The 21,105-nt window shown below is 69.4% G+C and carries 19 protein-coding genes and 1 pseudogene; 6 read left to right on the top strand and 14 right to left on the bottom strand.

Going from position 1 to position 21,105, the window contains the following annotated elements; genetic code table 11:
• Positions 1–11 precede the first annotated feature (11 nt).
• Positions 12–3,335, top strand: a complete 3,324-nt coding sequence (locus IG98_RS47195) for a CHAT domain-containing protein (RefSeq protein WP_030915708.1) — start codon at positions 12–14, stop codon at positions 3,333–3,335.
• 31 nt (positions 3,336–3,366) lie between these two features.
• Here the strand turns inward: IG98_RS47195 and IG98_RS0123020 are convergent, their stop codons facing one another.
• The 8 genes from IG98_RS0123020 to IG98_RS0122985 all read right to left on the bottom strand — a co-directional run bounded on the left by IG98_RS0123020 (position 3,367) and on the right by IG98_RS0122985 (position 11,470).
• Positions 3,367–4,380, bottom strand: a complete 1,014-nt coding sequence (locus IG98_RS0123020; RefSeq protein WP_030915705.1) for a nitronate monooxygenase — start codon at positions 4,378–4,380, stop codon at positions 3,367–3,369.
• A gap of 432 nt (positions 4,381–4,812) precedes the next feature.
• Entirely contained in the window at positions 4,813–5,580 is a 768-nt protein-coding gene (locus tag IG98_RS0123015) for an MBL fold metallo-hydrolase (protein WP_051752689.1), read from the bottom strand.
• 368 nt (positions 5,581–5,948) lie between these two features.
• On the bottom strand, positions 5,949–6,497 hold the full coding sequence (locus IG98_RS0123010; RefSeq protein WP_030915699.1) for a hypothetical protein: 549 nt from the start codon (positions 6,495–6,497) through the stop codon (positions 5,949–5,951).
• The gene (locus IG98_RS0123005; RefSeq protein WP_030915696.1) at positions 6,494–6,961 is read right to left on the bottom strand and encodes a hypothetical protein; all 468 of its coding nucleotides are present in this window, start codon (positions 6,959–6,961) and stop codon (positions 6,494–6,496) included. The genes IG98_RS0123010 and IG98_RS0123005 overlap by 4 nt, the downstream gene beginning before the upstream one ends.
• Positions 6,962–7,000: 39 nt before the next feature.
• Positions 7,001–7,783 carry a hypothetical protein gene (locus IG98_RS0123000; protein ID WP_030915690.1) on the bottom strand — a complete coding sequence of 261 codons (783 nt, stop codon included), beginning with the start codon at positions 7,781–7,783 and terminating at the stop codon, positions 7,001–7,003.
• A 25-nt stretch (positions 7,784–7,808) separates the two neighbouring features.
• Positions 7,809–8,309, bottom strand: coding sequence for a hypothetical protein (locus IG98_RS0122995; RefSeq protein ID WP_030915687.1), 501 nt, complete (start codon positions 8,307–8,309; stop codon positions 7,809–7,811).
• A gap of 48 nt (positions 8,310–8,357) precedes the next feature.
• Positions 8,358–9,899, bottom strand: coding sequence for a phenylacetate--CoA ligase family protein (locus tag IG98_RS0122990; protein ID WP_030915683.1), 1,542 nt, complete (start codon positions 9,897–9,899; stop codon positions 8,358–8,360).
• Entirely contained in the window at positions 9,896–11,470 is a 1,575-nt protein-coding gene (locus IG98_RS0122985; protein ID WP_157594466.1) for a pyridoxal phosphate-dependent decarboxylase family protein, read from the bottom strand. The genes IG98_RS0122990 and IG98_RS0122985 overlap by 4 nt, the downstream gene beginning before the upstream one ends.
• 760 nt (positions 11,471–12,230) lie before the next feature.
• On the opposite strand from IG98_RS0122985, the pseudogene IG98_RS54890 reads away from it, so the two are divergent.
• From IG98_RS54890 to IG98_RS0122970, 4 genes and pseudogenes are all read left to right on the top strand, one after another.
• A pseudogene (locus IG98_RS54890) lies at positions 12,231–12,349 on the top strand (IS30 family transposase); the annotation flags it as partial.
• A 112-nt stretch (positions 12,350–12,461) separates the two neighbouring features.
• Entirely contained in the window at positions 12,462–13,103 is a 642-nt protein-coding gene (locus tag IG98_RS45150; protein WP_084195570.1) for a GNAT family N-acetyltransferase, read from the top strand.
• A gap of 162 nt (positions 13,104–13,265) precedes the next feature.
• Positions 13,266–13,424, top strand: coding sequence for a hypothetical protein (locus IG98_RS50745; protein WP_157594465.1), 159 nt, complete (start codon positions 13,266–13,268; stop codon positions 13,422–13,424).
• Between the two features lie 85 nt (positions 13,425–13,509).
• Positions 13,510–14,184 (top strand): class I SAM-dependent methyltransferase, encoded by a 675-nt coding sequence (locus IG98_RS0122970; protein WP_030915674.1) that lies wholly within the window; start codon positions 13,510–13,512, stop codon positions 14,182–14,184.
• A gap of 94 nt (positions 14,185–14,278) precedes the next feature.
• Here IG98_RS0122970 and IG98_RS0122965 read toward each other — a convergent pair whose 3' ends face one another.
• Genes IG98_RS0122965 through IG98_RS0122955 form a run of 3 tightly spaced genes read right to left on the bottom strand, consistent with a single transcriptional unit; the run spans position 14,279 to position 17,345 of the window.
• Complete coding sequence (locus IG98_RS0122965) at positions 14,279–16,069, bottom strand: FtsX-like permease family protein (protein ID WP_030915672.1); 1,791 nt, start codon at positions 16,067–16,069, stop codon at positions 14,279–14,281.
• 5 nt (positions 16,070–16,074) lie between these two features.
• Entirely contained in the window at positions 16,075–16,815 is a 741-nt protein-coding gene (locus IG98_RS0122960) for an ABC transporter ATP-binding protein (RefSeq protein WP_030915669.1), read from the bottom strand.
• On the bottom strand, positions 16,812–17,345 hold the full coding sequence (locus IG98_RS0122955) for a PadR family transcriptional regulator (protein WP_030915666.1): 534 nt from the start codon (positions 17,343–17,345) through the stop codon (positions 16,812–16,814). Before IG98_RS0122955 ends, IG98_RS0122960 begins: the two co-directional genes overlap by 4 nt.
• Positions 17,346–17,538: 193 nt before the next feature.
• Between IG98_RS0122955 and IG98_RS0122950 the strand changes: the two genes are divergently transcribed.
• Positions 17,539–18,036: a hypothetical protein gene (locus IG98_RS0122950; RefSeq protein WP_030915663.1), complete on the top strand. Its 498-nt coding sequence runs from the start codon at positions 17,539–17,541 to the stop codon at positions 18,034–18,036.
• A 309-nt stretch (positions 18,037–18,345) separates the two neighbouring features.
• On the opposite strand, the gene IG98_RS0122945 is transcribed toward IG98_RS0122950, so the two are convergent.
• The 3 genes from IG98_RS0122945 to argG form a co-directional block, all read right to left on the bottom strand.
• Positions 18,346–18,654: a winged helix-turn-helix domain-containing protein gene (locus tag IG98_RS0122945; RefSeq protein ID WP_030915660.1), complete on the bottom strand. Its 309-nt coding sequence runs from the start codon at positions 18,652–18,654 to the stop codon at positions 18,346–18,348.
• Complete coding sequence (locus IG98_RS0122940; RefSeq protein ID WP_030915657.1) at positions 18,651–19,136, bottom strand: hypothetical protein; 486 nt, start codon at positions 19,134–19,136, stop codon at positions 18,651–18,653. Before IG98_RS0122940 ends, IG98_RS0122945 begins: the two co-directional genes overlap by 4 nt.
• A 356-nt stretch (positions 19,137–19,492) precedes the next feature.
• Positions 19,493–20,941 (bottom strand): argininosuccinate synthase, encoded by a 1,449-nt coding sequence (gene argG / locus IG98_RS0122935; RefSeq protein ID WP_030915654.1) that lies wholly within the window; start codon positions 20,939–20,941, stop codon positions 19,493–19,495.
• Between the last annotated feature and the right edge of the window lie 164 nt (positions 20,942–21,105).

Raw genomic sequence — 21,105 nt, 5'->3', positions numbered from 1 at the left:
GCGAGGCGACGATGCGTGACCAACTACTCAGTGCCCTTCGCGCCCGGTTCGCCTCGGTGTCGGGCGTCCGTGACGCCGCCGGCGTCCTCGACCCCGAGGCCCTGGCCGAGGCCGAGCGGCTGCTCGAATTCCTCGCCACGCCGGAGGGCGCGGACCAGGAGGTGCTGTACGCAGTCGGCCTGCTGCACTGGCTGCGCGCGGCAGTCCTGCCCGGCGCACCGGGCCAGGAGGCGTGGGGCCGGGCGGTGGTCCTGCTGACGCCCATCTACCTGGCCGGGCCGGACGCCCTGCCTGACCAGGTGCGGGCCTCGTTCACCGAAGCGTTCGGCACGAACGAGCCGGTGGGGGAAGAGCGGGCGCACGCGTTCGCCGAGGCGCTGTCGAACCTTGCCATGTTCCTACTCGAACGTTTCACCCGGTTCCAGCACCGCCTCGACGGCGAGACCGCGGTCGGGCTGCTGCGCCGGGCCGCCCACGACCTTCCACCCGATCACCCTTCCCACGCGCTGGTCCTGTGCAATCTCGGGTACGCGCTCCTGCTGAACGACTCGCTGGTACCGGAGGAGGAGAGCCCCGAGCCGCCGAACATCGACGAGGCCGTCGCGGTGCTCAGGCAGTCGTTCCAGGGCACTCCCCGGGAGCACCGGAACCACGCCCGCTGCGCCAACGGCCTGGCCCTGGCGGTGCGGGCCAAGGCCATCGCGTCTCGGGACACGGCCATGCTGACCGAGGCCATCGACCTGTTCCGGCTCGCCGTGGAGACGGCGACGGGGGCGGCCGAGAATCTTCCGCAGGTCCTCACCGATCTGGGCTCCTCTCTGCTGCTTCAGATGGACTTCACCGGCGAGGCCGATCCCGCTGTACTCGACGAGGCCGTCGCCGCCATCGGCAGAGCCGTACAGGAGACGCCCGGGCACACCGCCGAACGGCGCGCCCGGCTGCGACTGCTGGCCAGGGCCGAGCTGATGCGGAGGCCGAAGCCCGTCCCCGCCCCCACCGTCGCTCTCAGCCCGGAGGCGTGGCGCCGCATGACCGAAATAACCGACCTGTTCCGGCGGGTGATCCCGGCCACCAGCGGCGACGCCTCAGACGAACCCGACAACTGGCTCGCCGTCACCACCCGGATGATCGGCGTCGCCCCGTCCCACGGGCAAGACCACTTCGCACAGCTCATGGACCTCATGGCGAGTTTCCTGCGCGATCCCTCCGGCACCGACCTGGATAAAACGGCTTTCGAGCTGGTACAGCGGCGATCCCGTCACCTGGCCCCCGACGATCGGCTCGACGCGATGCTGACGCAAATCCTCGCCCCGGCCGAGTCACCGCAGACGCCCGTGGATACGGCGAGTCTCGACGAGCTTCTCGAACTGCACGAACGCGTGCTGCGGGAGCTGCCGGACGACAGTCCCGAACGCTCCGCGCTGATGCTGCACCAGACCATGACGCGGCTCGCCCTGCTGCGGCCCCGGCTCGGCGAGCCGAGCGGGCCCGGGCAGGTCGAGGAGATCATCACCCTGCTCTCCCAGACGATGGAGATGTTGCCGTCGTTGACGAGCACGCTCCACCTGCCCGCCAGAGCAGCGGCCGACATGTTCACGCTGAGCAACACGCTGCTGTCCCCGTTCGAGCTCCTCGCGCTGATCGAGGACACCCTGAAACGCAACCGTGAGCGGCTCGCCGCCCTGCCGGAGGGGCACCCGGAGCACACGGCGACGCTGAAGACCCTCGCCCACACGCTGTTCCAGCAGTACCAACTCGCTCACGACGAAACGGCCTATCAGGAGGCCGCCGACCTGACCCGCCGCGTCGTCTCTGCGGATCCCGGACAGGCCGCGCGGCTCATGATGGCGTGGGGGATAGCGGCGCGGTTACGGGCCACGGCGGCAGGGATGGTCTCCCCGGACGAGGACGACCTGCGGCCGAGCGGCCTGGCCCGCCTCTCCTCGGACAACGTCATATCCGCGATCGCCCGAAACGACGTGCCGGCGGCGCTCGAAGCGCTCGAGGACGGCCGCGCGCTGCTGCTCTCCAGCGCGATCAACGCCCGCAGGGAGCTGGCGAACCTGCGGGCGGCCGACTCCGATCTGGCCGAGCGTTTCGTCGCCCTGCGCGAGCGGATACGCGCAGTGGCCTCCGACCCAGGCCATGAGCCGACGCCGGAAGAATTCGCGCGTCTGCGTGACCTGGCCGGGGAATCGAGCGAGCTGGCCGGCCGGATCCAGGCTCTGCCCGAGTTCGGGCGGTTCCTGATGCCGCTGCCGCTGGGCATGCCCGCTCTGAGGCCAGTCGCCGCCGAAGGGCCGGTGGTGACCGTCAATGTCAATCCGCGCCGCTGCGACGCGCTGGCCCTGTGCGCCGACGGCGTGCGCCTGGTGCCGCTACCGGGCTTGCGTGCCGCCGAGCTCGTCGAGCAGGCCGAGGCGTTCCACGCCGCGATCGCCACCGTGCAGGCCGGTCCCGGTCCGCTGAGCAGGCAGGCACAGCAGGTGCTGCTCGACACCCTCGGCTGGTTGTGGGACGTGCTGGCCGAACCGGTGCTGACGGAGCTGGGTCTCACCGGGTCGCCCGAGGGCGGGGTGTGGCCCCGCCTGTGGTGGTCGCCGACGGGGCCGCTCAACTCCCTTCCGCTGCACGCGGCCGGGCATCACACGATCGCGGGCGCGTCGGTCCTCGATCGGGTGGTGTCCTCGTACACGCCGACCCTGCGGGCCCTGCTGCACAGCCGTTCCCGTCCCGTGCCGGCCCGCCGCGCCGGCCTGACCGTGGCCATGCCGCAGACCCCCGGCCATGCCGCGCTGCCGGAGACGGCGGGCGAGGCCGTCGAGGTCACCGCCGGGCTCCGGGGCCTGGCGCTGATCGGCGCGCAGGCATCGCGCGCCGCCGTGCTGGCCGCGCTGCCCGAGGCAACCGTCGCGCATTTCGCCTGTCATGCCGGCAGTGACCCGTACGACCCGTCGGCGAGCCGCCTACTGTTACACGACGGGCCCCTGAGCGTCACCGAGATCAGCCGGCTCGACCTCGACGACGCCGAGCTGGCCTACCTCTCGGCCTGCGCGACCGCACGCGGCGGCGCCAGGCTGGCCGACGAGGCGATCCACCTGGCCTCCGCCTTTCAACTGGCCGGCTACGCCCAGGCCGTGGCCACGCTGTGGGAGATCGGCGACCAGGTCGCGGCGGCGATGGCTGCCGACTTCCATCGCGAGGTCCGCCTGACCGTCGAGGCGCAGGTCCGGATCCCCGGCGCGCTCGCGCTGCACACGGCCACCCGCCGCATGCGCGCGGCCCGGCCAGGGCAGCCGTCGGCCTGGGCGGCGTTCCTGCACTCGGGGGCGTGACCCGGAACTCATTGCCCTGGTCTCCTCATCGTCATATCGCGGCCAGGTCCGCGGTGATGTTCGCCGCCGGTGTGTTCCGTGCCCGGTTCCAGGAGGTCCCGGCCCACAGGTGCAGCGTCTCGGCGTCCCCGCGGACCGCTGCGGCGCGCCGCAGCGGTGCCGTCAGGTGGTGCACCTGCGGATAGGCCGCGGGTGCCCGGCTGGAGTACTCCGTCATGAATCGGTTGACCAGGCCGCGCGCCGGACGTCCGGTGAAGGCCCTGGTAACGGCGGTGCGGGTGAAGCCGGGGTCGGTCAGCGCCGCACGGTGGACCACACCGGTGCCGCTCTCGGGACAGAGCAGGAAAGCAGTGCCCGCCACGGCCGCGACCGCTCCCGCGGACAGGACCCGGGAGACGTCGGCGGCCGAGGCGAAACCGCCGGCCGCGATGAGGGGCAGCCGTGACACCTCCCGTACCCGGGACAGCAGGCGCTCCAAGCTCATTGCCTCGACGTCCGCATTGGTGAACGACCCGCGGTGGCCTCCCGCCTCCTCACCTTGGACGCACAGTACATCTGCCGCCGAAGCCAGCCGCGCCTCGGCCGCCGACGTCACCGTGACCACCACGGTGGTCCCCCTGTGGCGGAACGCCTGGATCAGCTCGTCCTCCGGACAACCGAACGTGAAACCCACCAGCGCAGGCGGATCCGTCAGCAGATCCGCGACCTTGGCGGTGAAATCGTCATCGCCCCCGCGCGGGACTCCCAACGTGGTGCTCAGCCGCCGCGCCTCCCCCTCGATGACCCGCGCATAGGCGTCGAGCTCAGCCTGATCGACGTCGTCGGCCGTAGGCATGAACACATTCACCCCGAACGGACGGGACGTGAGTTCACGCGTCCGCTTGATCTCCTGGCGCATCTGCGTGGTCGTCTTGTAGCCGGCCGCGAGAAACCCCAGACCGCCGGCTTCGGACACGGCGGCGGCCAGTTCGGACGTGGACGCCCCACCGGCCATGGGAGCCTGCACGACCGGCAGCCTGAACGGCCACGGCACCGGATCGGACATCGACACCTCCTCCCGCAGCGCCCTGTGGCCCTACCACAGGCGCCACGACGGTGAACGGGACCGGCTTGATCCATCAGGCTCTGGAAGCCTATGCCACCTCACCCGCGAGTTCGAAGTAGCTCCAGGTCAGGCGCCTAATACGATGTTCCCAGATCCACCTCGGTCCTGGCATCAGGAAGGCAGGACCGAGCATTCGCAACCTCCGCCGAGGAACGGAGCATCAACCGCGCCGATGACCCGCTATCGCCTGCCCGAACTCGCCGCAGCCGGAATCATCCGCCCGTAGCCGGTACCGGGCCTACGGGTGCGTGGTGAACGCGGCCCGCACCTGGCCGCGGTGAGCGCTCCACCGGTGCAGCTGCCAGAAGTCACCCGGCCCGGCTCGTGCACCTTCAGCTCAGCGGAGGCGCCGGGCACATACGAACGGCGGCATCACCGGGCACCTGACCGTGCGGGTCCCAGGGGGACCTGCCGTCCCGGAGTGGCGGAAACGAGCAGGTGGTCGAGGCCGGCTTCGGAGAAGGCGGCGTGCACGTCCGTCTGGCTCTCGGTGAAGTGGCTCCAGCCCTCGACATGGAGCGGCACGACCTGCCGGGCTTTCAGCAGGCGCGCGGCGATCACCATCTCGGCGGCGTTCAAGGTGAGCCGCTCGTCGATCATGGGCGTACGGACGGCGCCGCCGAACAGCAGCGCGATGTCGACGACCGGGAACCGCCCGGCGATGAGCTCCACGTACTCCAGCGAGGCGTTGTCCCCGCTGACGTAGACGGTGGGCAGCCCGTCACCGGTGAGCACGAAGCCGGTGACCTGGCCGACGATGGGCTCGCATCCCGGTGGGCCGTGCAGGGCGGGAACGGCGGTGACGCGCACCCGGCCGACGTCGTGGTGCTGCCAGGGGTGCATCGGGGTGACCCCGATGCGCGCGGCGGCCTCGGGCGTGCTCAGGGTCAGCGGCACGGCGGACATCATCTGGCGGCCCAGCCTGTCCAGGTTGTCGGGGTGCTGGTCGTGGCTGAGCAGTACCAGGTCCACCCGGCCGATGTCGGCCGGGGAGAGCGCCGGGCCGATGGTCTTGGTGAGCGTGAGCGGCCCGGCGGGGTGGTCTCCCGGCGGATCGAAGGTCGGATCGGTGAGGATGCGCAGCCCGCCGAGTTCCAGCAGGGCCGTCGGGCCGCCGATCACGGTGATGGTGGTCGTCATGGGCGGATCCGTTCGCTGCGCGGTCGGGTATCGTCTGGATCATGCTAGCCCGGCGATCCGCGCATGCCCCCGATTGACGTGCGGCGATTACCCTATGCACTGGATCAAATACCGACCTGCGACGTACGGAGAACGGGACGCTCCCGGTCGAGCACACCGCCTGGTGCTCCGGCCTTCCTGGCCGGAAGGCCGCCGGGGTCCGGCATGTCCCGGACACGCCGGACCCGTGCTGCCCCGGGACCGGCGCTGGTCCCGGCTCCCCCGCACCGATGACGACCGTCTTGCGCGTACCGGTCGGTCATGGTCGCCATCGGGTGGCGACCATGACCTCCGTTTTCACCTCACCACGCTCGCGGCCTCGAAGACCGTCAGACGGGCATCACCCGCAGGGCGGGATAGTGGGCCGAGTTCAGGTACAGCTTGTCGGTGCCGTGTTCCTTCTCCAGCTCCAGGACGAACCGATAGCGGTAGAGCCCCGGCCGGGCCTCGCTTATCACCGCCCCGGCCCAGTAGTAGTAGACGGCGGTGTACTGGTCGCGCATCCGGTCGGGAGCGCCGTAGATCTTGAGCTCGGTCATGATCCGGCGTTCGGCGACGTCGTCCTCGTCACCCTTCTCGATGTCGAGGAAGACCAGGTTGTTGATCTTCGGCATCGGGGGCCAGGTGCCGTCCGTACGGCGGTGCATGTCGATCGGGCGGATGATCCAGTTGATCACCTGCCCCTGCTTGCAGATGGTCTCCAGCTGGTCGGTGCCCTGCCCGACCCCGCCGACGCTGTTGTCCATCATGTAGAGGCAGCCGTCCAGGGACTTCGTCGCGGCGGCCTTCTCCATGTCGACGAGGGTCACCACGTTCAGCTGGACGGAGTTGAGCTGACCACGATCGGCGAAGTCCGCAGCCGCGTATTCCTGGGTCATCGGCCTCCCTTTCCCTCGTTGGCGGGACCGGCCAGGGCCGGTCGGGCGGTGGGGGTGAACGGTGTGCCGACGGTGCCGAGCAGGAACGAAAGCCGGTACGGGACCGGTTCGGTGAGGTCCTGCTTGACCTCGGCGGTCCAGAACACGATGTCGGTGCCGGGATACACCTTCCGCGTGGGCTCGGCGATCCGCGGGTCGATCTCGATGTCGGCGAGGGCCACGTAGGTCTCGCACTCCAGCGGGATCACGTTCCACAGCAGGGTGTCGCCCTTGCGAACCCGGCTGTGCAGCTCGGGGGTGCCGAAACCGGTGGATCCCGCGGCCTTGTTGGTGTCATAGAAGTAGAGGTTGTCGTCCAGGTTCTCCGACGCCAGCGCGGCCACGGGGTCGACCACCGCGGTGATCGTCACGGGCCGGACGGGCCGGGCGGGCTGGCGTTCGGACTGTCTGTTCCTCGGGGGCATGCTGCTCCTCCAGTCGAGAATGCTCCGGCTCGGGCCGGGTCAGCCGGCGGCCGGGACGGACGGGAGAGGGAGCACGCCCAGTCCGGCGCCGGTGAACCCGTTGCGCTTCGGATCGTTGATGATCTTGAGACTGGACTGACAGGTCAGGTCCACGGACTGCCAGACCAGCTCGTCGTCCTGCTCGACCAGCTCGTGCAGCTGGACGTGCATGGTGTACGGGTAGACCCCGGGCCGGCTCGTGTCCACGGTCGCGGCCCAGTACCAGCCGTCGTAGATCATGTCGGGCGACCCGTACTGGGCCGGGTACATGATCTTCTCGCTGACGGCCTGGCCGGTGATATCGGTGATCACCGGAGCCGGATAGTTGTACGCGCCGGGGCTGGTCGTGGTCTTGCCGGTGACGTCCAGCAGCTTGGCCTCGGTGAGGCCGCGCCCGCTGCCCGACTTGCGGGCGCGCTTGCCGACCCGCCGCTGCAGCCGCTTGAGATCGGCGTCGCTCACGCTGCCCGCGCTGCCGAGCGCGGCCAGTTCCTCCAGCGTGCGCCGGTCGTCGGCGCGTTCCTGCTCGGCCAGGTAGTTGCGCGGCACCGTCGGGGGGATCGACCCCAGCGCCGCGGGCAACCAGTTCAGCACCTGCTCGGTCGCCTGCGACCCGTCGAGGAAATGGGTGCCGGGCACGATCGTCACCAGCTGCTCGGTGCCCACCCCGACCGAGCCGAGCAACTTCATGTTGTCGAACCAGTACGTGTTGCCGTCGAGCGACCGCGTCCGGAGCGCGTTCTCGACGTCGAAGAGCACGATGATCCCGTGTTGCTGGGCCATGAAACCGCCTTTCGCAGAACGTGGCTCACACGCGCAGCAGCGCGGGCGAGTCGATGTGCAGCACGCTGTTGGGTCCTTCGTGGAGCTGGAGGGAGATCCGGTACCGGTACGGGACACCGGGCGTCATGTCGTAGGGCACGACGCCCTCCCACACCAGGAGGTCGTAGTTCTCGTGCCCGTTGGAACCCGTGGCGTCGACCCCCTCCCCGGACACGGCGGCGGGTGCCGGAACGGTGGAGGGCTCCACCGGGTACGCCGGCACAGTCTGGTCAGCCGGGGGCTGGGCGGCCGCACCGGACAGGAACTCGATGGCCTTGATCTCGACCGGAGTCTGCACGTCCACGTGGATGGGCGTCCATTGGACGACCTGTCCCGGGACCACCACCGTGACGAGGTCGGGGGTCCCCTGGTGCCTGCTCCCCGCCGAGCTGTCGTCGACCAGTGAGAGGTTGCCGTTGTGCAGCGTCCGGTCGGACAACGCCCCGACGGCGTCGACCATCACGACGATGCTGATCCTGTCCTTCATCGATCCTCCCTTGTCGGATGTCATTCGGGCATACGGGCCGTCAGGTGCTCAGCCCCGGTCCCTGACCAGCGGCGTCTTGCCGACGGTGGTCCGCTCGATCTGCGGTGAGGAGGGTGGCACGAACACCAGCCGGAACCCGTATCCGGTCTGCTCGATGGCCGCCGCGTTGGCCTCCCGGTCGTTGAAGAGCGACAGGGAGCTCGGCAGCGCCTGGGTGAACAGCTGCCGCGTCCCGCTCGGGCCGAGGGACTGCTCGACGGCCGCGGCCGTGCCCTCGGCGTCGTCCACCGCCGCCAGCAGGGTGAGGGTCCGGTCCTCACGGTGGTTGTGGAACTGGACCTCGTGCGCGACCAGGTCCAGGTCGACGCCGGCCGTCGAGCGCAGCCGCCCGCGCAGCGCCGCGTAGGCCAGCGTCGCCGAATACTGGCTGTCGTTGAGGTGCAGCACGTCGGCGGTGCGCCCGGCGAACTCGAACCGCTCGGTGCGCAGCCCGGGCCCGTTCAGGGCGGGGCGGCGGATCATCCGATCGCCGAGTTTGAGCCGGAGCAGCGGCGTCTCGTCGGCGTGCAGCCGGGTGACGACCAGCTCGCCCTCCTCGCCTTCGGCGACGGCACGGCCGTGCTCGTCCACGATCTCCACCAGGTGCAGCCCGGGCACGGCGGAGAGCGCCGGCGAGGTGTGGTCGAGCTGGAGCCCGACGCACTCGGCCTGGGTCGCGGCGAAGTAACTGAGGATCGACACGTTGGGGAAGAAGGCCTGCAGCTCGTCGCGCTTGCGCTGCGGCAGGGAGCCGCTGCCGTACATGGCGACCCGGAAGCTCGCCCTGGCGTGCTGGGGCAGGCCCGCGCCCAGCTCGGGCAGGAGCGCGATGCCGGCGGTGATGCCCATCAGCGCCTTGGGGCCCGGGTAGGAGAACATGTGCTCCAGCACCGGCGCGCTCACCGGTCCCGCGCCGATGTAGTTGACCCCCGGGACGTGGGATAGGACGCCGCCGACCATGGTCCCGCTGCTCCACATCTGGTAGTCGGCCAGGGTGGTGAACAGCCAGCGCGGCGCGGGGCCGCGCAGGTAGCGGCCGAGCTGGTAGGCGCCCATGAACGCCCCGGCGATGCGGTAGGTGTCGCGCAGCTCCCGCAGGGAGTACACGATCTCCAGGGGCATGCCGTCACCGGTGCCGCCACTGGCCACCACCTCGAACCCACCGTGGCCGAGCGGCACGACCATCCCGGCCCGCGCGCCCATGAACATGTCCCGCTGTACGGTCTTGTCCGAGAGAGGGATCCGCTCCCACTCGGACATGTCGGCGGGGGCGCTGCGGATCCCGAAGTAGTGCAGCCGCTCGCGCCACAGCGGGTTGAGCAGGGCGATGCCGACGAGCTGCTGAAGCCGGCGGAACACCAGCGCGTTCTGGAGGTCGAGCGGGGACTCGCAGTACGGGACTCCGGTGAGCCGCCCGCACTCCTCCAGCTTCTCCGCGAACGACGGCAGCCGGGTGACGTCGTCCACCGAGTGGGGCCGCAGCTCCTCCTCGGGGATCAGCCGTGCCGCCAGCTCCATCGAGGCGGCGATGTCCACATCCGTCATGGTCATGAATGACTCCCATTCCGCTGGTCGTGCCGGGCCGTGGCGCTCGCGCGCAGCACCCGTTGCCCGATGTCCCTGATCTCGGCGATGAGCATGGCCAGGTGGTCGGCGTCGATCAGGTGGTTCATCACCACCATTCGCAGCGCCGCCACCCCGTCGATGTCGACCTTGGAGATGAAGAAGCGCCCGCCGCCCCGGATCCGGTTGCGGATCTCCAGCTGCAGCCGGTGCACGGTCGCCTCCTCCAGGCCGTCCGGCCGGTACCGGAAGCACAGGATGTTGGACTCCGGCTCGTGCGCCACGGCGAAGTCCGGCTCGGCGGCGAGCATCCGGTACGCCTGCCGGGCCATCGCGCACAGCCGGTCGATCTTCTGCGCGAACAGCGCCGGGCCGTAGACCGACCAGACCGTCCAGAGCGGCATGATCATCGGGCGTTTCGTGCACTCGAAGTTCTTGTCCGCGCTGTCGTAGGCGCTGTAGACGTCCGGTTCCTCGTCGAAGACGTAGCTGGCGCGCTGCCGGAACGCGCCGCGCGCCGCCGTACCGTCGCGGTAGAAGAGCAGCGTGCACGGCGCCGGCATGAACAGCATCTTGTGGGCGTCCCAGGTCAGCGAGTCAGCCTGCTCGATGCCGCGCAGCCTGTCCCGGTGCCGGTCCGACAGCAGCAGGCTCGCCCCGTGCGCCCCGTCCACATGGAGCCAGAGCCCGTACCGGCGTGCCACGGCCGCGAGCTCCTCCAGCGGGTCGAAGGCGCCCATCGACGTGGTCCCGGCCGAGGCCACCAGGCAGAACGGGCGCAGACCGCGCCGGTACGCCTCGTCCAGTACCGGGCCGGCCAGATCGGAGCGGATCCGCCCGGCCCGGTCGACCGGGAGCCGGACGATCTGCCGTTCCCCGATGCCGAGCACCCCGGCCGCCCGGGCCACGCTGTAGTGGACCTCCTCGCTGACCGCGATGGCCGGGGGCCCCGACATGCCGGCGGCGCCGCGCGTCCAGATGTGCGGGAAGGCGCGGTTGCGGGCGGCCAGCAGCGCGGTCAGGTTGGCCAGGGAGCCCCCCGAGGTCGTCACCATGGCGAACCGGTCGCGGTCCCAGCCGATGAAACGGTTGAGCTCCTCGGCCATGAGCCGCTCGGCGACGCTGGGGAGCTGCCCGGCCTCATAGAAGGAGGAGGGCTGGTTGACCACCGAGCCGACCAGGTCGATAAGGCTGGCCAGCGGCACCACGCCGGAGAACTGCCGTCCCAGGTAGCCGGGTGAGTAGACCGGGATGCCGGTCCCCGTGTACAGGTCGACGATCTGGTTCACCCGGTCGGCGTCGAAGTCGGCGATGCGCTGCCGTTCCGGGGTCATCAGTTCCCGGGCGGCCTTCAGCAGCACCGCCGGATCGAGGAGGTCGAGTCCCCGGACCGACCGGTCCCCCAGGTACGTCGTCAGGCGGCTGACGATGTCCACGGCGCCGTCGTGGAAACGTTCGGGGTCGAAGGCCGCGGTGAGGCCCGGCGTGGGTGACCGGGAGCCTTCGCCGGTCGTCGGCTCTGGAAGGGAACTTTGGACATCGGAAAGCGAACTCGTCACGGAGGAGCCTCCAAATGATCCGACGTCGAAAACGTCCATGTGGTCGCGCTTGGACGAGAATTCAGACGTGGTGCATTGAATTCCCAGGCGGTCACATGAAGGTTCTCGTTAATAAACGCGCGATCTGCGGTGCTGCGTCGAGCGGGAAAGGGATCCTCGACATGCGGGGGCACGGGGCGGCATTCATGCCGCCGTTGATCTGTTCCGACAGGTTGGAACGGTCCAATTTCGAGAGGGAATGTCGACCGATGAGGTGGGAGATGGCATGAGAGGGCCTCATTGCCCCCTGTTCACGCCTTGTTCGAGCAGTTCAGATCAGTCCGGCGGCGACGTCGCCGATGATCAGGATCTGGATCAGACCTAGCGTGGACGAATCGCGATTAATTCAACCTGAATTTCACTCGCCATACACGTTGGCGCGCCTGTCATGTAAGTGAGCTAATCATTGATGCCAGGGGGGCGCAAGACCTCGAATGCAGGTGGAGTGACAGATTCCGGCCACAGTTACTCGCGCACGGCGATTGAGATGGAAGATTTTGGGCGGTTCTCAGCTGTTTTGAGGCTTATGAGTTTTTCTCGCAAACTTGGACTAAGCCCGGAATTCGAGGCTGCCACCTCGGCCGGCGAGCCTACTAACATGACATTCTTACTACATATGGTTTTACTCACAAAAACTCGACAGAAGGCTTGATGAGATGACGTGTCGGTCTTTACCGGCACGTCGGCACTAAAGGGCCATCTGATCGAGTCGCCACACGCCGGCAGCGATGTGGGCCGCCACCGCGGGTTCTCCGCCGCCGCCGACATGCCCGTCTACTTCTGCGCCCCGGCCACCCATGGCAACGCGGCTCCAACAAGAACACCAACGGCCTGCCGCGGCTCGACCGGGCAAGGTCGCGCACAGTGGCGATGCGCTGACATGCCGATGACAATCCCGATCTCGACAGTAATTCAGTTGTATGGCATGGACTGAGTCGTAATGATCTGGCCTGTGCTTGCTGACCTGTGGCCCCAATACGGCCTGAGCATCTTCACACCACGACTTGAACTCCGCCTGCCGCGCGAGGAAGAACTGGCGGCACTCGCAAATCTCGCAGGCAAGGGCGTGCACCGGGCAGACGAGCGCCCGTTCCTGACCCCGTGGACCGACGGCGGTCCCGAGGATCGAGCACGGTCTGTGCTCCAGGAACACTGGAGCCAGCTCGCAGGATGGAGCGTGGCAGCGTGGCGGCTCGGACTCGGGGTCTTCCGCCACGGCCGACCGCTTGGCGTGGTCACGCTTCGAGCGCGCGATTTCCTGGTCGTCCGGGAGGTCACAACGTCCGCGTGGCTGGGCATCGAACACCAGGGCAAGGGCTACGGAACCGAGGCTCGGGTCGGTCTGCTCACCCTGGCCTTCGACCACCTCGACGCACATGCTGCGCGTACCGAGGTATTCCAGGACAACCATGCCTCTCAGGGCGTGTCCCGCAAGCTCGGCTACGAGCACGACGGCGTCTCAGTCGATGCCCGCGGTGACGAGGTCGTCATGTCCGATCGTCTACGGCTCACCAGGCAGAAATGGACTCAGCAGAACCGGCAGCCGGTAAGGGTTGACGGGATGACAGATTGCCGCCCGATGTTCGGCCTCTGATGCCATCCGCTCAAGCTACGGCGCGCTCCTGTCACGGACGTGAGGAGCCGTCGGCCTCCCTGGCCACGCCGAGACCACCGCGTCGCCCAGGAGCGGCTGAGAGCAGGGCGGACGCATCGCCCGCCGGTTGCCCAAGAACCGCGTCGTCGCGACTCGCACCGCATGAGCAGGCAGTGGACCTTGCCCGACCCCAAGGAGGCGCTGCGCCGATGGATGAGCCTGCTGCGCACCAGCGGGCGTTTGGCCCTCATCGAGGGACGTTGGGCGACCGCCGAACTGGATCAACTCGAAGAAGTGGGCAGCGACCGCAGCTTTCCCTGAACCGGCGATAGCCCGGGCGAACGGACGGGAGGGAGGATCGTGATTCTCTCGGCTCACCTCGGCGCCAGGAACTACTGTCGCGAGCATGGTCGAACACGATGCCCTCAGTGCCACCCTCGAGGCTTACGACGCCGTTGCCCCCACCTATGCGCAACTGTTCCGCGACGAGCTGCGTGACAGGCCCCTGGACCGCGCGATCTTGGGTGCCTTCGCCGAGGTCGTACGTGCGAGTGGGGACGGTCAGGTCGCGGACCTGGGGTGCGGGCCTGGCCATATCACCGCTTGTCTAGAGGAGTTGGGGCTGGCGGCGTTTGGTGTCGACGCCTCTCCTGCGATGATCGAGTTGGCTCGGCAGGCCTATCCGGGCCTGCGGTTCGACGTGGGTTCGATGACCGCTTTGAACATCGCCGACGGCGTGCTGGGCGGCGTACTCTCACGTTGGTCCATCATCCACACTCCGCCGCAGGAACTCCCCGTCATCCTGGCGGAGTTCCATCGTGTGCTGGCACCCGGCGGCCACCTTCTGGTCGGCTTTTCGGCAAGCGATGACCCGTCTCACCCGACGCAGGTCTTCGATCACGCAGTCGCGCCGGCCTATCGGTGGTGGCCTGATCACCTCGCCGCGATGCTGCGCGAGTCCGGGTTGGCCGAGGTGGCCCGGATGGTTCGCGAGCCTCAGCCCACCGACCGGCGGCAGTTCCAGGAGATTCACCTGCTCGCCCGCAAAGCCCAGGCAGGGGCTGTCCGACCGAACACATGAGCGCATCCAACCGGCCGGACGGGGAGCCGTCAGGTTCCAGGCGTCGACTCAATACCGGCCATGGGTGCTGCCGACGCCTGCCGGGCGGGGCTGATCACGCCGTTTCGGCGCTGAGGGTCTGTGCCACGGACCGGCGGGCCGCCAGGCGCGCGGGCAGGGCGGTGAGTGCCGCCGTCGCCAGGAGAGTCGCGAGTGCGGCGCCGAGCAGCCAGGAGGAGGGGGGTTCCGCCGCATTCCTGGCGGCGAAGAGCGAGAGCAGGCCGATGCCCAGAGGGACGCCGATGACGGCGCCGGCCAGCGCGGGCAGGAGCTGGGCGGTGGACAGTCCCGCGGTGATCTGCCCTGGGGTGGCGCCGAGCGTACGTGCGATGGCCATGTTCGCCCGGGCCTCCATGGCCGTGGTCCAGGTGAGCGTGATGGTGTTCACGACGGCGAGGGCGATCAGCAGGATGGTGACGGCGAGCATCAGCCGGCGGTCGTGCTCGCCGCGCAGGTTGGGCAGGGTGGACGAGCCATCCAGGCCGTAGCCCCTCTCCTGCTGGGCGTAGAGGGTCAGCAGGGCGACGATCGCGATCACTGTGGTGGCGGTGGAGCACGCCTGCAGCACGGCCCGGCCGGGCCGGCGGGCGGTCAGCCGCAGCCCGAGCAGGAACGGCGTGGGCAGCAGCGCGGACAGCGCGGTGAGCCAGGGTCGGTGACGGGGCTGGTGCGCGGTGGTGGTCAGCGCCGTGACGGTCGCGGTACGACTGGCCCGCAGCGTGGGACGCAGCGTGGACAGCACCGCCACCGCCACGGCGAGGACGGTCGCCGCCGCGACGGTGGCGGCGGTCACCCCGGCCGCGTCGCCGATCCGGCTGGCGGTGGGGCTGGCGATGGCGGGCACGGCCAGGCGGGCGATCACCAGCCCCAGCGCATCGCCGGCCAGCGCCAGCGCCAGGTACTCGGTGAGCAGGACGGCGGCGATCAGACCCGGGGCGGCGCCGACGGCCTTGAGCAGCCCGGCCCGGCGCGTCTGCTCGACGGCGCGTCCCGCGGCCAGCGCCGCCACTCCGGTGACGGCCAGGAAACTGAGCAGCCAGCTGCCGACGACCAGGATCGGCCGGCTGTCCTTGAGGATGACCATGTCCTGTTCGGCCGTGAACTGCCAGGAGTGGAAGTTGATCCAGATGGTGGAGTCGCGGTGGGCGTCGCGGAAGGCCTCGGTGGCGGCGGGGTCGCGTAGCTTGAGGTCCAGGGCCATGGTCACCGGGAGATCTTGGGACGATGCCAGTGTCCGGGTGTCCGCTCGGGTCATCCAGGCCAGGCCGCTGTAGTCGCTCCCGCCGCCGTACGGGCCGATCTGCGCCGCCCAGGGGTAGATGGAGGTGGCCGCGGTGACAGCGATCCCGACGACAGGGTACGACCGGCCGGCGATGGTGACGTGGTCGCCGACGCCGACGCCCAGCGCGGTGGCGAAACCGCGTTCGAGGACCGTGCCGCCGGAGCGTACCCAACGACCCGAGGTCACCAGCGGCCGGTTGACCGCGCCGGGCGTCTCGGCGAAGCCCTGCACCACCACTGAGGACGAGGTGGAGTCGCGCGTGGTGAGGTCGGCGTAGACGATGCGATAGGGGCCATGGTGGGCGATGACTTCGGGCTCGTTCGCCAGTGAGGTCAGGGCCGGGGTCACGGCCGGGCCGGAGGCGGGGGAGAGTGCCACCACGTCCGGCCCGGCGGTGGCCGCGCGGGTCTGCTCGTACAGCGCGTCGCTCACGCCGCGCAGGGACAGGCCCAACGCCAGGGTGGCGGTTGCCGCGGTGACCGCGAGCAGGAGCATCGCGGCCTGGACCTTGTGCCGGCGCACGTCAGCCAGCACCAGTCGCACGACGAGCATGACGGAGCCCATGACGTTCAGCCCTCCAGCCCGATCAGGTCGCCGAGCCATCCGGTGCCGGTGCCGGCCAGCCGGGTGTCGTCGACGAACATCCCGTCGCGCATCGAGATCAGCCGGTCCGCGGTGGCCGCGACCCGCTCGTCGTGCGTGACGATCACGAGGGTCTGCCCCGCGGCACGCAGCTCTTCGAAGATCCGCAGCACGTCGAGGGTCGCCGTGGTGTCGAGGTTGCCGGTCGGCTCGTCGGCCAGGACGACCAGCGGGTCGTTGGCCAGCGCACGGGCGATGGCGACCCGCTGACGCTGCCCGCCCGACAGTTGCGACGGCAGGTGCCGGGCGCGGTCGGCGAGCCCGACCCGTTCCAGCAGCAGGCTCGCGCGCCGCCTGGCCTGGCGGCGCGAGCGCCCGGCCAGCAGCGCGGGCAGTTCCACGTTCTCGGCCGCCGACAACTCCTCCACCAGATGGAAGGCCTGGAAGATGAACCCCACCGACCGGCGCCGCATGCGCGCCAGAGCTCGCTCGCTCAGCGGGTCGATCCGCCGCCCGGCCACCCACACCTCTCCATCGGTGGGCCGCTCCAGGCCACCGAGCAGATGCAGCAGAGTGGATTTCCCGCAGCCGCTGGGCCCCATCACCGCCAGCATCTGTCCCTGAGGCACCTCCAGGTCGACCTCGTCCACCGCGCGGACCCGACTCTGCCCCTGACCATGCGTCTTCACCAGGCCACAGGCCCGGACCGCGGCGCTCGACACGTTCATCCACCCTCAACTTCGTCATCGACCTTGGACCAGGCCCGCTCACAGGCATCCAGCCAGCGCAGGTCCGCCTGCAACCGCAGCACGACCCCTTCCAGCAGCAGGCCGGCGCCCGACCCCACCGGCTCGGCCAGCGCCGCCCGCTGCGCCTCACGCAAGCGGCGCAGCAATTCACGGCGCTGCGCCGCCACCAGCTCCACCGGGTCGGCCAGCCGGGCCGCGGCGGCAGCGGCGAGCTTGAGATGGAATTCCGCCAGGTCTGGTTTCGGCCAGCCCACCTCGGCCAGCCAGGCGGCCACCCGCTGCTGCCCGGCCGGTGTCAGCGCATAGACCTTGCGCTCCGGCCGTTCGGGCAGGCCGTCGGCCCGTTCGCAGACAACGAGCCCCGCTCGCTCCAACCGGGCCAATGTCACATAGATCTGGCCGCGGTTCATCGACTCGCCCAGCGGGCCGAGACTGCGCCGCAGCCGAGCGTGCAAGTGGTACCCGTGCGACGGCTCCTTGGCGAGCATCGCCAGCACCGCGTCCTGCATGTCGCCCCCTAACGGTTGGCTAATAGATAGCGGTTACCCATAAGAGGTGTCAAAACACGACACCCGGCGGCCTCCTGGACCGGCTTGCCGTCAGCCGAGGAATGAAGGGAAAGGCCGAGGTAATGGGGCGGACCCGCCCGACACTTACCTTGATCGCCTGCCAGAGGACCTCCTCCTGGCCTGGCACCGCCCGGTGGAGGCCGACCTGATCGACATGATCGACCAACTCCCCCTGAGCACTCCACTGCCGGAATTCCTCAAGGACGAGCTGCCGCGCATGCTCGCCGGACTGTCCGAGGTACCGGAGGCGCCGGACCACGAAGATCCACGGACCGCGGTTGACGAGCGACTCGCCGGCGTCGGTGCCATCATCCGGAACAGTCCCGCGCTGCTGGACGCGCTGCAGCTACGCGGCAGCCGTTACCAGGAGGACCTGGCGGCGATCCTGTCCGACCGGGTGCCCGCGCATCTGGGACCCGTTGCGGCGCGCGCGATCGCCGCCTTCATCCTGACCACCGTCACCGCCATGATCAACGAGGCGACACGACTACGGAGCGAGGGCCGCACGCCGGAGCAGATCGCCGTGACCCTGACCGACACGGTCGGGCGGGCACTGGACATCCTGGACAGCGGCATCGGCGCAGCCACAGCACCATCCGAGCAGGCGGACACTCACCGCTCAGCCGGCTAGGAGCCGGGGAAACTCGTACACCACCTCCGTGGACGCAACCTCCCGGGCCGCCGCTGACCAAGAACAACAAGCCAACTCATCGCGCCTCACCGCCCTGCGACCAGGCCGTTCACTTGACATCGGGCACGACCGGAAGACCGTGTCGGGCGAGCCCAACCCAACGTGGTCCCGCAGAAGCGGCCTTCGTCAAGACTTGGGAGATCACTCGTGGAGACCTGGCACATCCGACAGCGATCGACAACCCGCCCACTGCTCTCGGGACCCCTTACCGGGGCCGCATTCGGCAACCCGGCCCCCGCGAGTTCCTCCTCAGTCGGGAAGGACCGAGAGACCTGACCGGGCGACGATGGCCTGGAGCGCGGCGACATGACCGGTGTAGGCCGCGCGTCCTTCGCGGGTGAGGCTGAACCACGTCCTGGGGCGCTTGCCGACGTATCCCTTGCGGATCTTCACATAGCCCGCCGCCTCCAGGGCACTCGCGTGTTTGGACAGCACCGAGTCACTGACGCCCAGGTTGTCGCGTACGAAGGCGAACTCGGCCTCCTCGGCAGCGGCCAGCAGGGAGACGATCCGCAGCCGGGTCGGCGCGTGGATCGCCGGGTCGAGTCGCGACGTCATCGCTTCGGCGTCTCCGCCCGCCGAGCGGTCCGCGCGGACATCCACCGGGCCAGCAGCGGCGCGGTGACCGCCACGACCACGGTCATGATCACACCCATCACGGTGCGCGGGTAGGCGAGGCCGAGTTCCTTGAACCACAACGCCAGCACGGCGCCCGCGAGACCGGTGATGATCACCCAGGCGGTGAAGCCGACCCATGCCCATGGATCCGTCATGGAGGAGTGCGGGCGCAGGTTCGCGTTCCTGACGTCGCTCACGAACTTGAGGACGGCGACGGCGAGACCGGCCGACAGGGCCGTCACGGCGATCCAGAACCACCAGGCGGGTGTGATCTCGGTGACGAACTGCATTCCGGTGACGAAGGTCCAGACCGCCACCGGATACCAGGCGGGGAACATCGGCGGTGCGGCGCGCAGGACCCTGTGCTGCGTCTCGTGGACCTGAGCCAGCGACCGCGCGGCTTCCTCGGGGGTGACGTCCATGGGTCGGCCCTCCTTCTTTCCTACCTGGAAAGTACTTTCTAGTTTCCATATCGTCAAATACTTTCCAGGACGCCGTACGGAGCGGCCGAGCAGTACCCGGCTCCGGATCCCGAACCTGGCGCGACCTTCGGCCGGCCCGTCGAGTACCGCCTCCAGCGGCATCTCGGACGGCGGCGAGTCACGGCCACACAGGAGCGAACAGGCCACGTTCGCCGACGAGGCGAGCCCGGCCGTCACGATCTGTCAACGGTGAGCCGGCCCCCGGCGGCCCTGAGGCCGATCGGGGGCCGCCGGTGTGCTCCGGAAGCCGGTCTCCGGAGTCGCGTCGTTTCAGAGGTGCGGTAGACGTCGGCGGTTCAGTCGGTGCCGAGTTCCATCGCGGCGCGGTCGAGCATCTCGTCGTCGCCGGAGACCTCGCCGCGTGAGGCGATGGCCTCGGCGCCGCCCTGCGGCATCGCGCCGATCAGTCCGGTCGAGGCCGCCTGGGCGGCGCCGACGAGCGCGGCCTGGGTGGTCCCGACCATGCCGAGGCTGGCGTACTGCTCAAGCCTGGCGCGCGAGTCGGCGATGTCGAGGTTGCGCATGGTGAGCTGGCCGATCCGGTCCACCGGGCCGAACGCCGAGTCCTCGGTGCGCTCCATCGACAGCTTGTCCGGGTGGTAGCTGAAGGACGGGCCCGAGGTGTCCAGAATCGAGTAGTCCTCACCGCGCCGCAGCCGCAGCGTCACCTCACCGATGACCGCCGTGCCGACCCAGCGCTGCAGCGACTCTCGCAGCATCAGCGCCTGCGGGTCGAGCCAGCGGCCCTCGTACATCAACCGGCCGAGCCGCCGCCCCTCGGTGTGGTAGCTCGCCAGGGTGTCCTCGTTGTGGATCGCGTTGACCAGCCGTTCGTACGCCGCGTGCAGCAACGCCATCCCGGGCGCCTCGTAGATGCCCCGGCTCTTGGCCTCGATCACCCGGTTCTCGATCTGGTCCGACATGCCCAGGCCGTGCCGTCCGCCGATCGTGTTCGCCTCCATCACCAGGTCGACCGGGGTGGCGAACTCCTTGCCGTTGATCGTCACAGGGCGGCCCTGGTCGAAGCCGATGGTCACGTCCTCGGTGACGATCTCGACCGCGGGATCCCAGAATCGCACGCCCATGATCGGGTCCACGGTCTCGATGCCGTTGTCAAGGTGTTCCAGGGTCTTGGCCTCGTGGGTGGCGCCCCAGATGTTGGCGTCGGTCGAGTAGGCCTTCTCGGTGCTGTCGCGGTAGGGCAGGTCGTGGGCGAGCAGCCACTCCGACATCTCCTTGCGGCCGCCGAGCTCGGACACGAAGTCCGCGTCCAGCCAGGGCTTGTAGATGCGCAGGTGAGGATTTGCGAGCAGGCCGTACCGGTAGAACCGTTCGATGTCGTTGCCCTTGAACGTCGAGCCGTCGCCCCAGATCTGCACGTCGTCCTCGATCATCGCCCGGACCAGCAGGGTCCCTGTGACGGCACGACCGAGCGGCGTGGTGTTGAAGTAGCCGCGCCCTCCCGAGCGGATGTGGAACGCACCGCAGGTGAGCGCGGCCAGACCCTCCTCGACCAGCGCCGCGCGGCAGTCGACCAGGCGCGCGATCTCGGCGCCGTACGTCACCGCGCGGCCGGGCACCGAGGCGATGTCGGGCTCGTCGTACTGGCCGATGTCGGCGGTGTAGGTGCACGGAACGGCACCCTTGTCGCGCATCCAGGCGACGGCGACCGAGGTGTCGAGGCCGCCGGAGAAGGCGATGCCGACGCGCTCGCCGGCGGGCAGGGAGGTGAGAACCTTGGACATAAACAAGATTATGCACTGCGTTGCATGGTCATGCAAACTCTCGACTCGCGGCCCGCCATCTCACACGTGGCGGCCGTGACCACCTGCGCTGTTCACCGAACAGCACCCACCCGTGGGGGTACGGACTTCTCCGTCCGGCGCGAGCCGGTCGCCCGGAGAAAGAC

This window comes from Streptosporangium amethystogenes, assembly GCF_000721075.1.
Lineage (GTDB): Bacteria > Actinomycetota > Actinomycetes > Streptosporangiales > Streptosporangiaceae > Streptosporangium > Streptosporangium amethystogenes.
Note: the sequence above shows the minus strand (reverse complement) of the source record. Positions and strands in the feature narration are given on the sequence as shown.

Excerpts from the sequence above, each read along its gene's own strand:
- IG98_RS0123005 (WP_030915696.1), bottom strand. The coding sequence starts at position 6,961 with ATGCCCCCGAGGAACAGACAGTCCGAACGCCAGCCCGCCCGGCCCGTC.
- argG (WP_030915654.1), bottom strand. The coding sequence starts at position 20,941 with ATGTCCAAGGTTCTCACCTCCCTGCCCGCCGGCGAGCGCGTCGGCATC.
- IG98_RS0122995 (WP_030915687.1), bottom strand. The coding sequence starts at position 8,309 with ATGAAGGACAGGATCAGCATCGTCGTGATGGTCGACGCCGTCGGGGCG.
- IG98_RS0122990 (WP_030915683.1), bottom strand. The coding sequence starts at position 9,899 with ATGACCATGACGGATGTGGACATCGCCGCCTCGATGGAGCTGGCGGCA.
- IG98_RS0122955 (WP_030915666.1), bottom strand. The coding sequence starts at position 17,345 with ATGCAGGACGCGGTGCTGGCGATGCTCGCCAAGGAGCCGTCGCACGGG.
- IG98_RS0122965 (WP_030915672.1), bottom strand. The coding sequence starts at position 16,069 with ATGGGCTCCGTCATGCTCGTCGTGCGACTGGTGCTGGCTGACGTGCGC.
- IG98_RS0123015 (WP_051752689.1), bottom strand. The coding sequence starts at position 5,580 with ATGACGACCACCATCACCGTGATCGGCGGCCCGACGGCCCTGCTGGAA.
- IG98_RS50745 (WP_157594465.1), top strand. The coding sequence starts at position 13,266 with ATGAGCAGGCAGTGGACCTTGCCCGACCCCAAGGAGGCGCTGCGCCGA.
- IG98_RS0122945 (WP_030915660.1), bottom strand. The coding sequence starts at position 18,654 with ATGACGTCGCGACTCGACCCGGCGATCCACGCGCCGACCCGGCTGCGG.
- IG98_RS0123010 (WP_030915699.1), bottom strand. The coding sequence starts at position 6,497 with ATGACCCAGGAATACGCGGCTGCGGACTTCGCCGATCGTGGTCAGCTC.
- IG98_RS0123020 (WP_030915705.1), bottom strand. The coding sequence starts at position 4,380 with ATGTCCGATCCGGTGCCGTGGCCGTTCAGGCTGCCGGTCGTGCAGGCT.
- IG98_RS0122960 (WP_030915669.1), bottom strand. The coding sequence starts at position 16,815 with ATGAACGTGTCGAGCGCCGCGGTCCGGGCCTGTGGCCTGGTGAAGACG.
- IG98_RS0122940 (WP_030915657.1), bottom strand. The coding sequence starts at position 19,136 with ATGGACGTCACCCCCGAGGAAGCCGCGCGGTCGCTGGCTCAGGTCCAC.
- IG98_RS0123000 (WP_030915690.1), bottom strand. The coding sequence starts at position 7,783 with ATGGCCCAGCAACACGGGATCATCGTGCTCTTCGACGTCGAGAACGCG.
- IG98_RS0122970 (WP_030915674.1), top strand. The coding sequence starts at position 13,510 with ATGGTCGAACACGATGCCCTCAGTGCCACCCTCGAGGCTTACGACGCC.
- IG98_RS47195 (WP_030915708.1), top strand. The coding sequence starts at position 12 with ATGCGTGACCAACTACTCAGTGCCCTTCGCGCCCGGTTCGCCTCGGTG.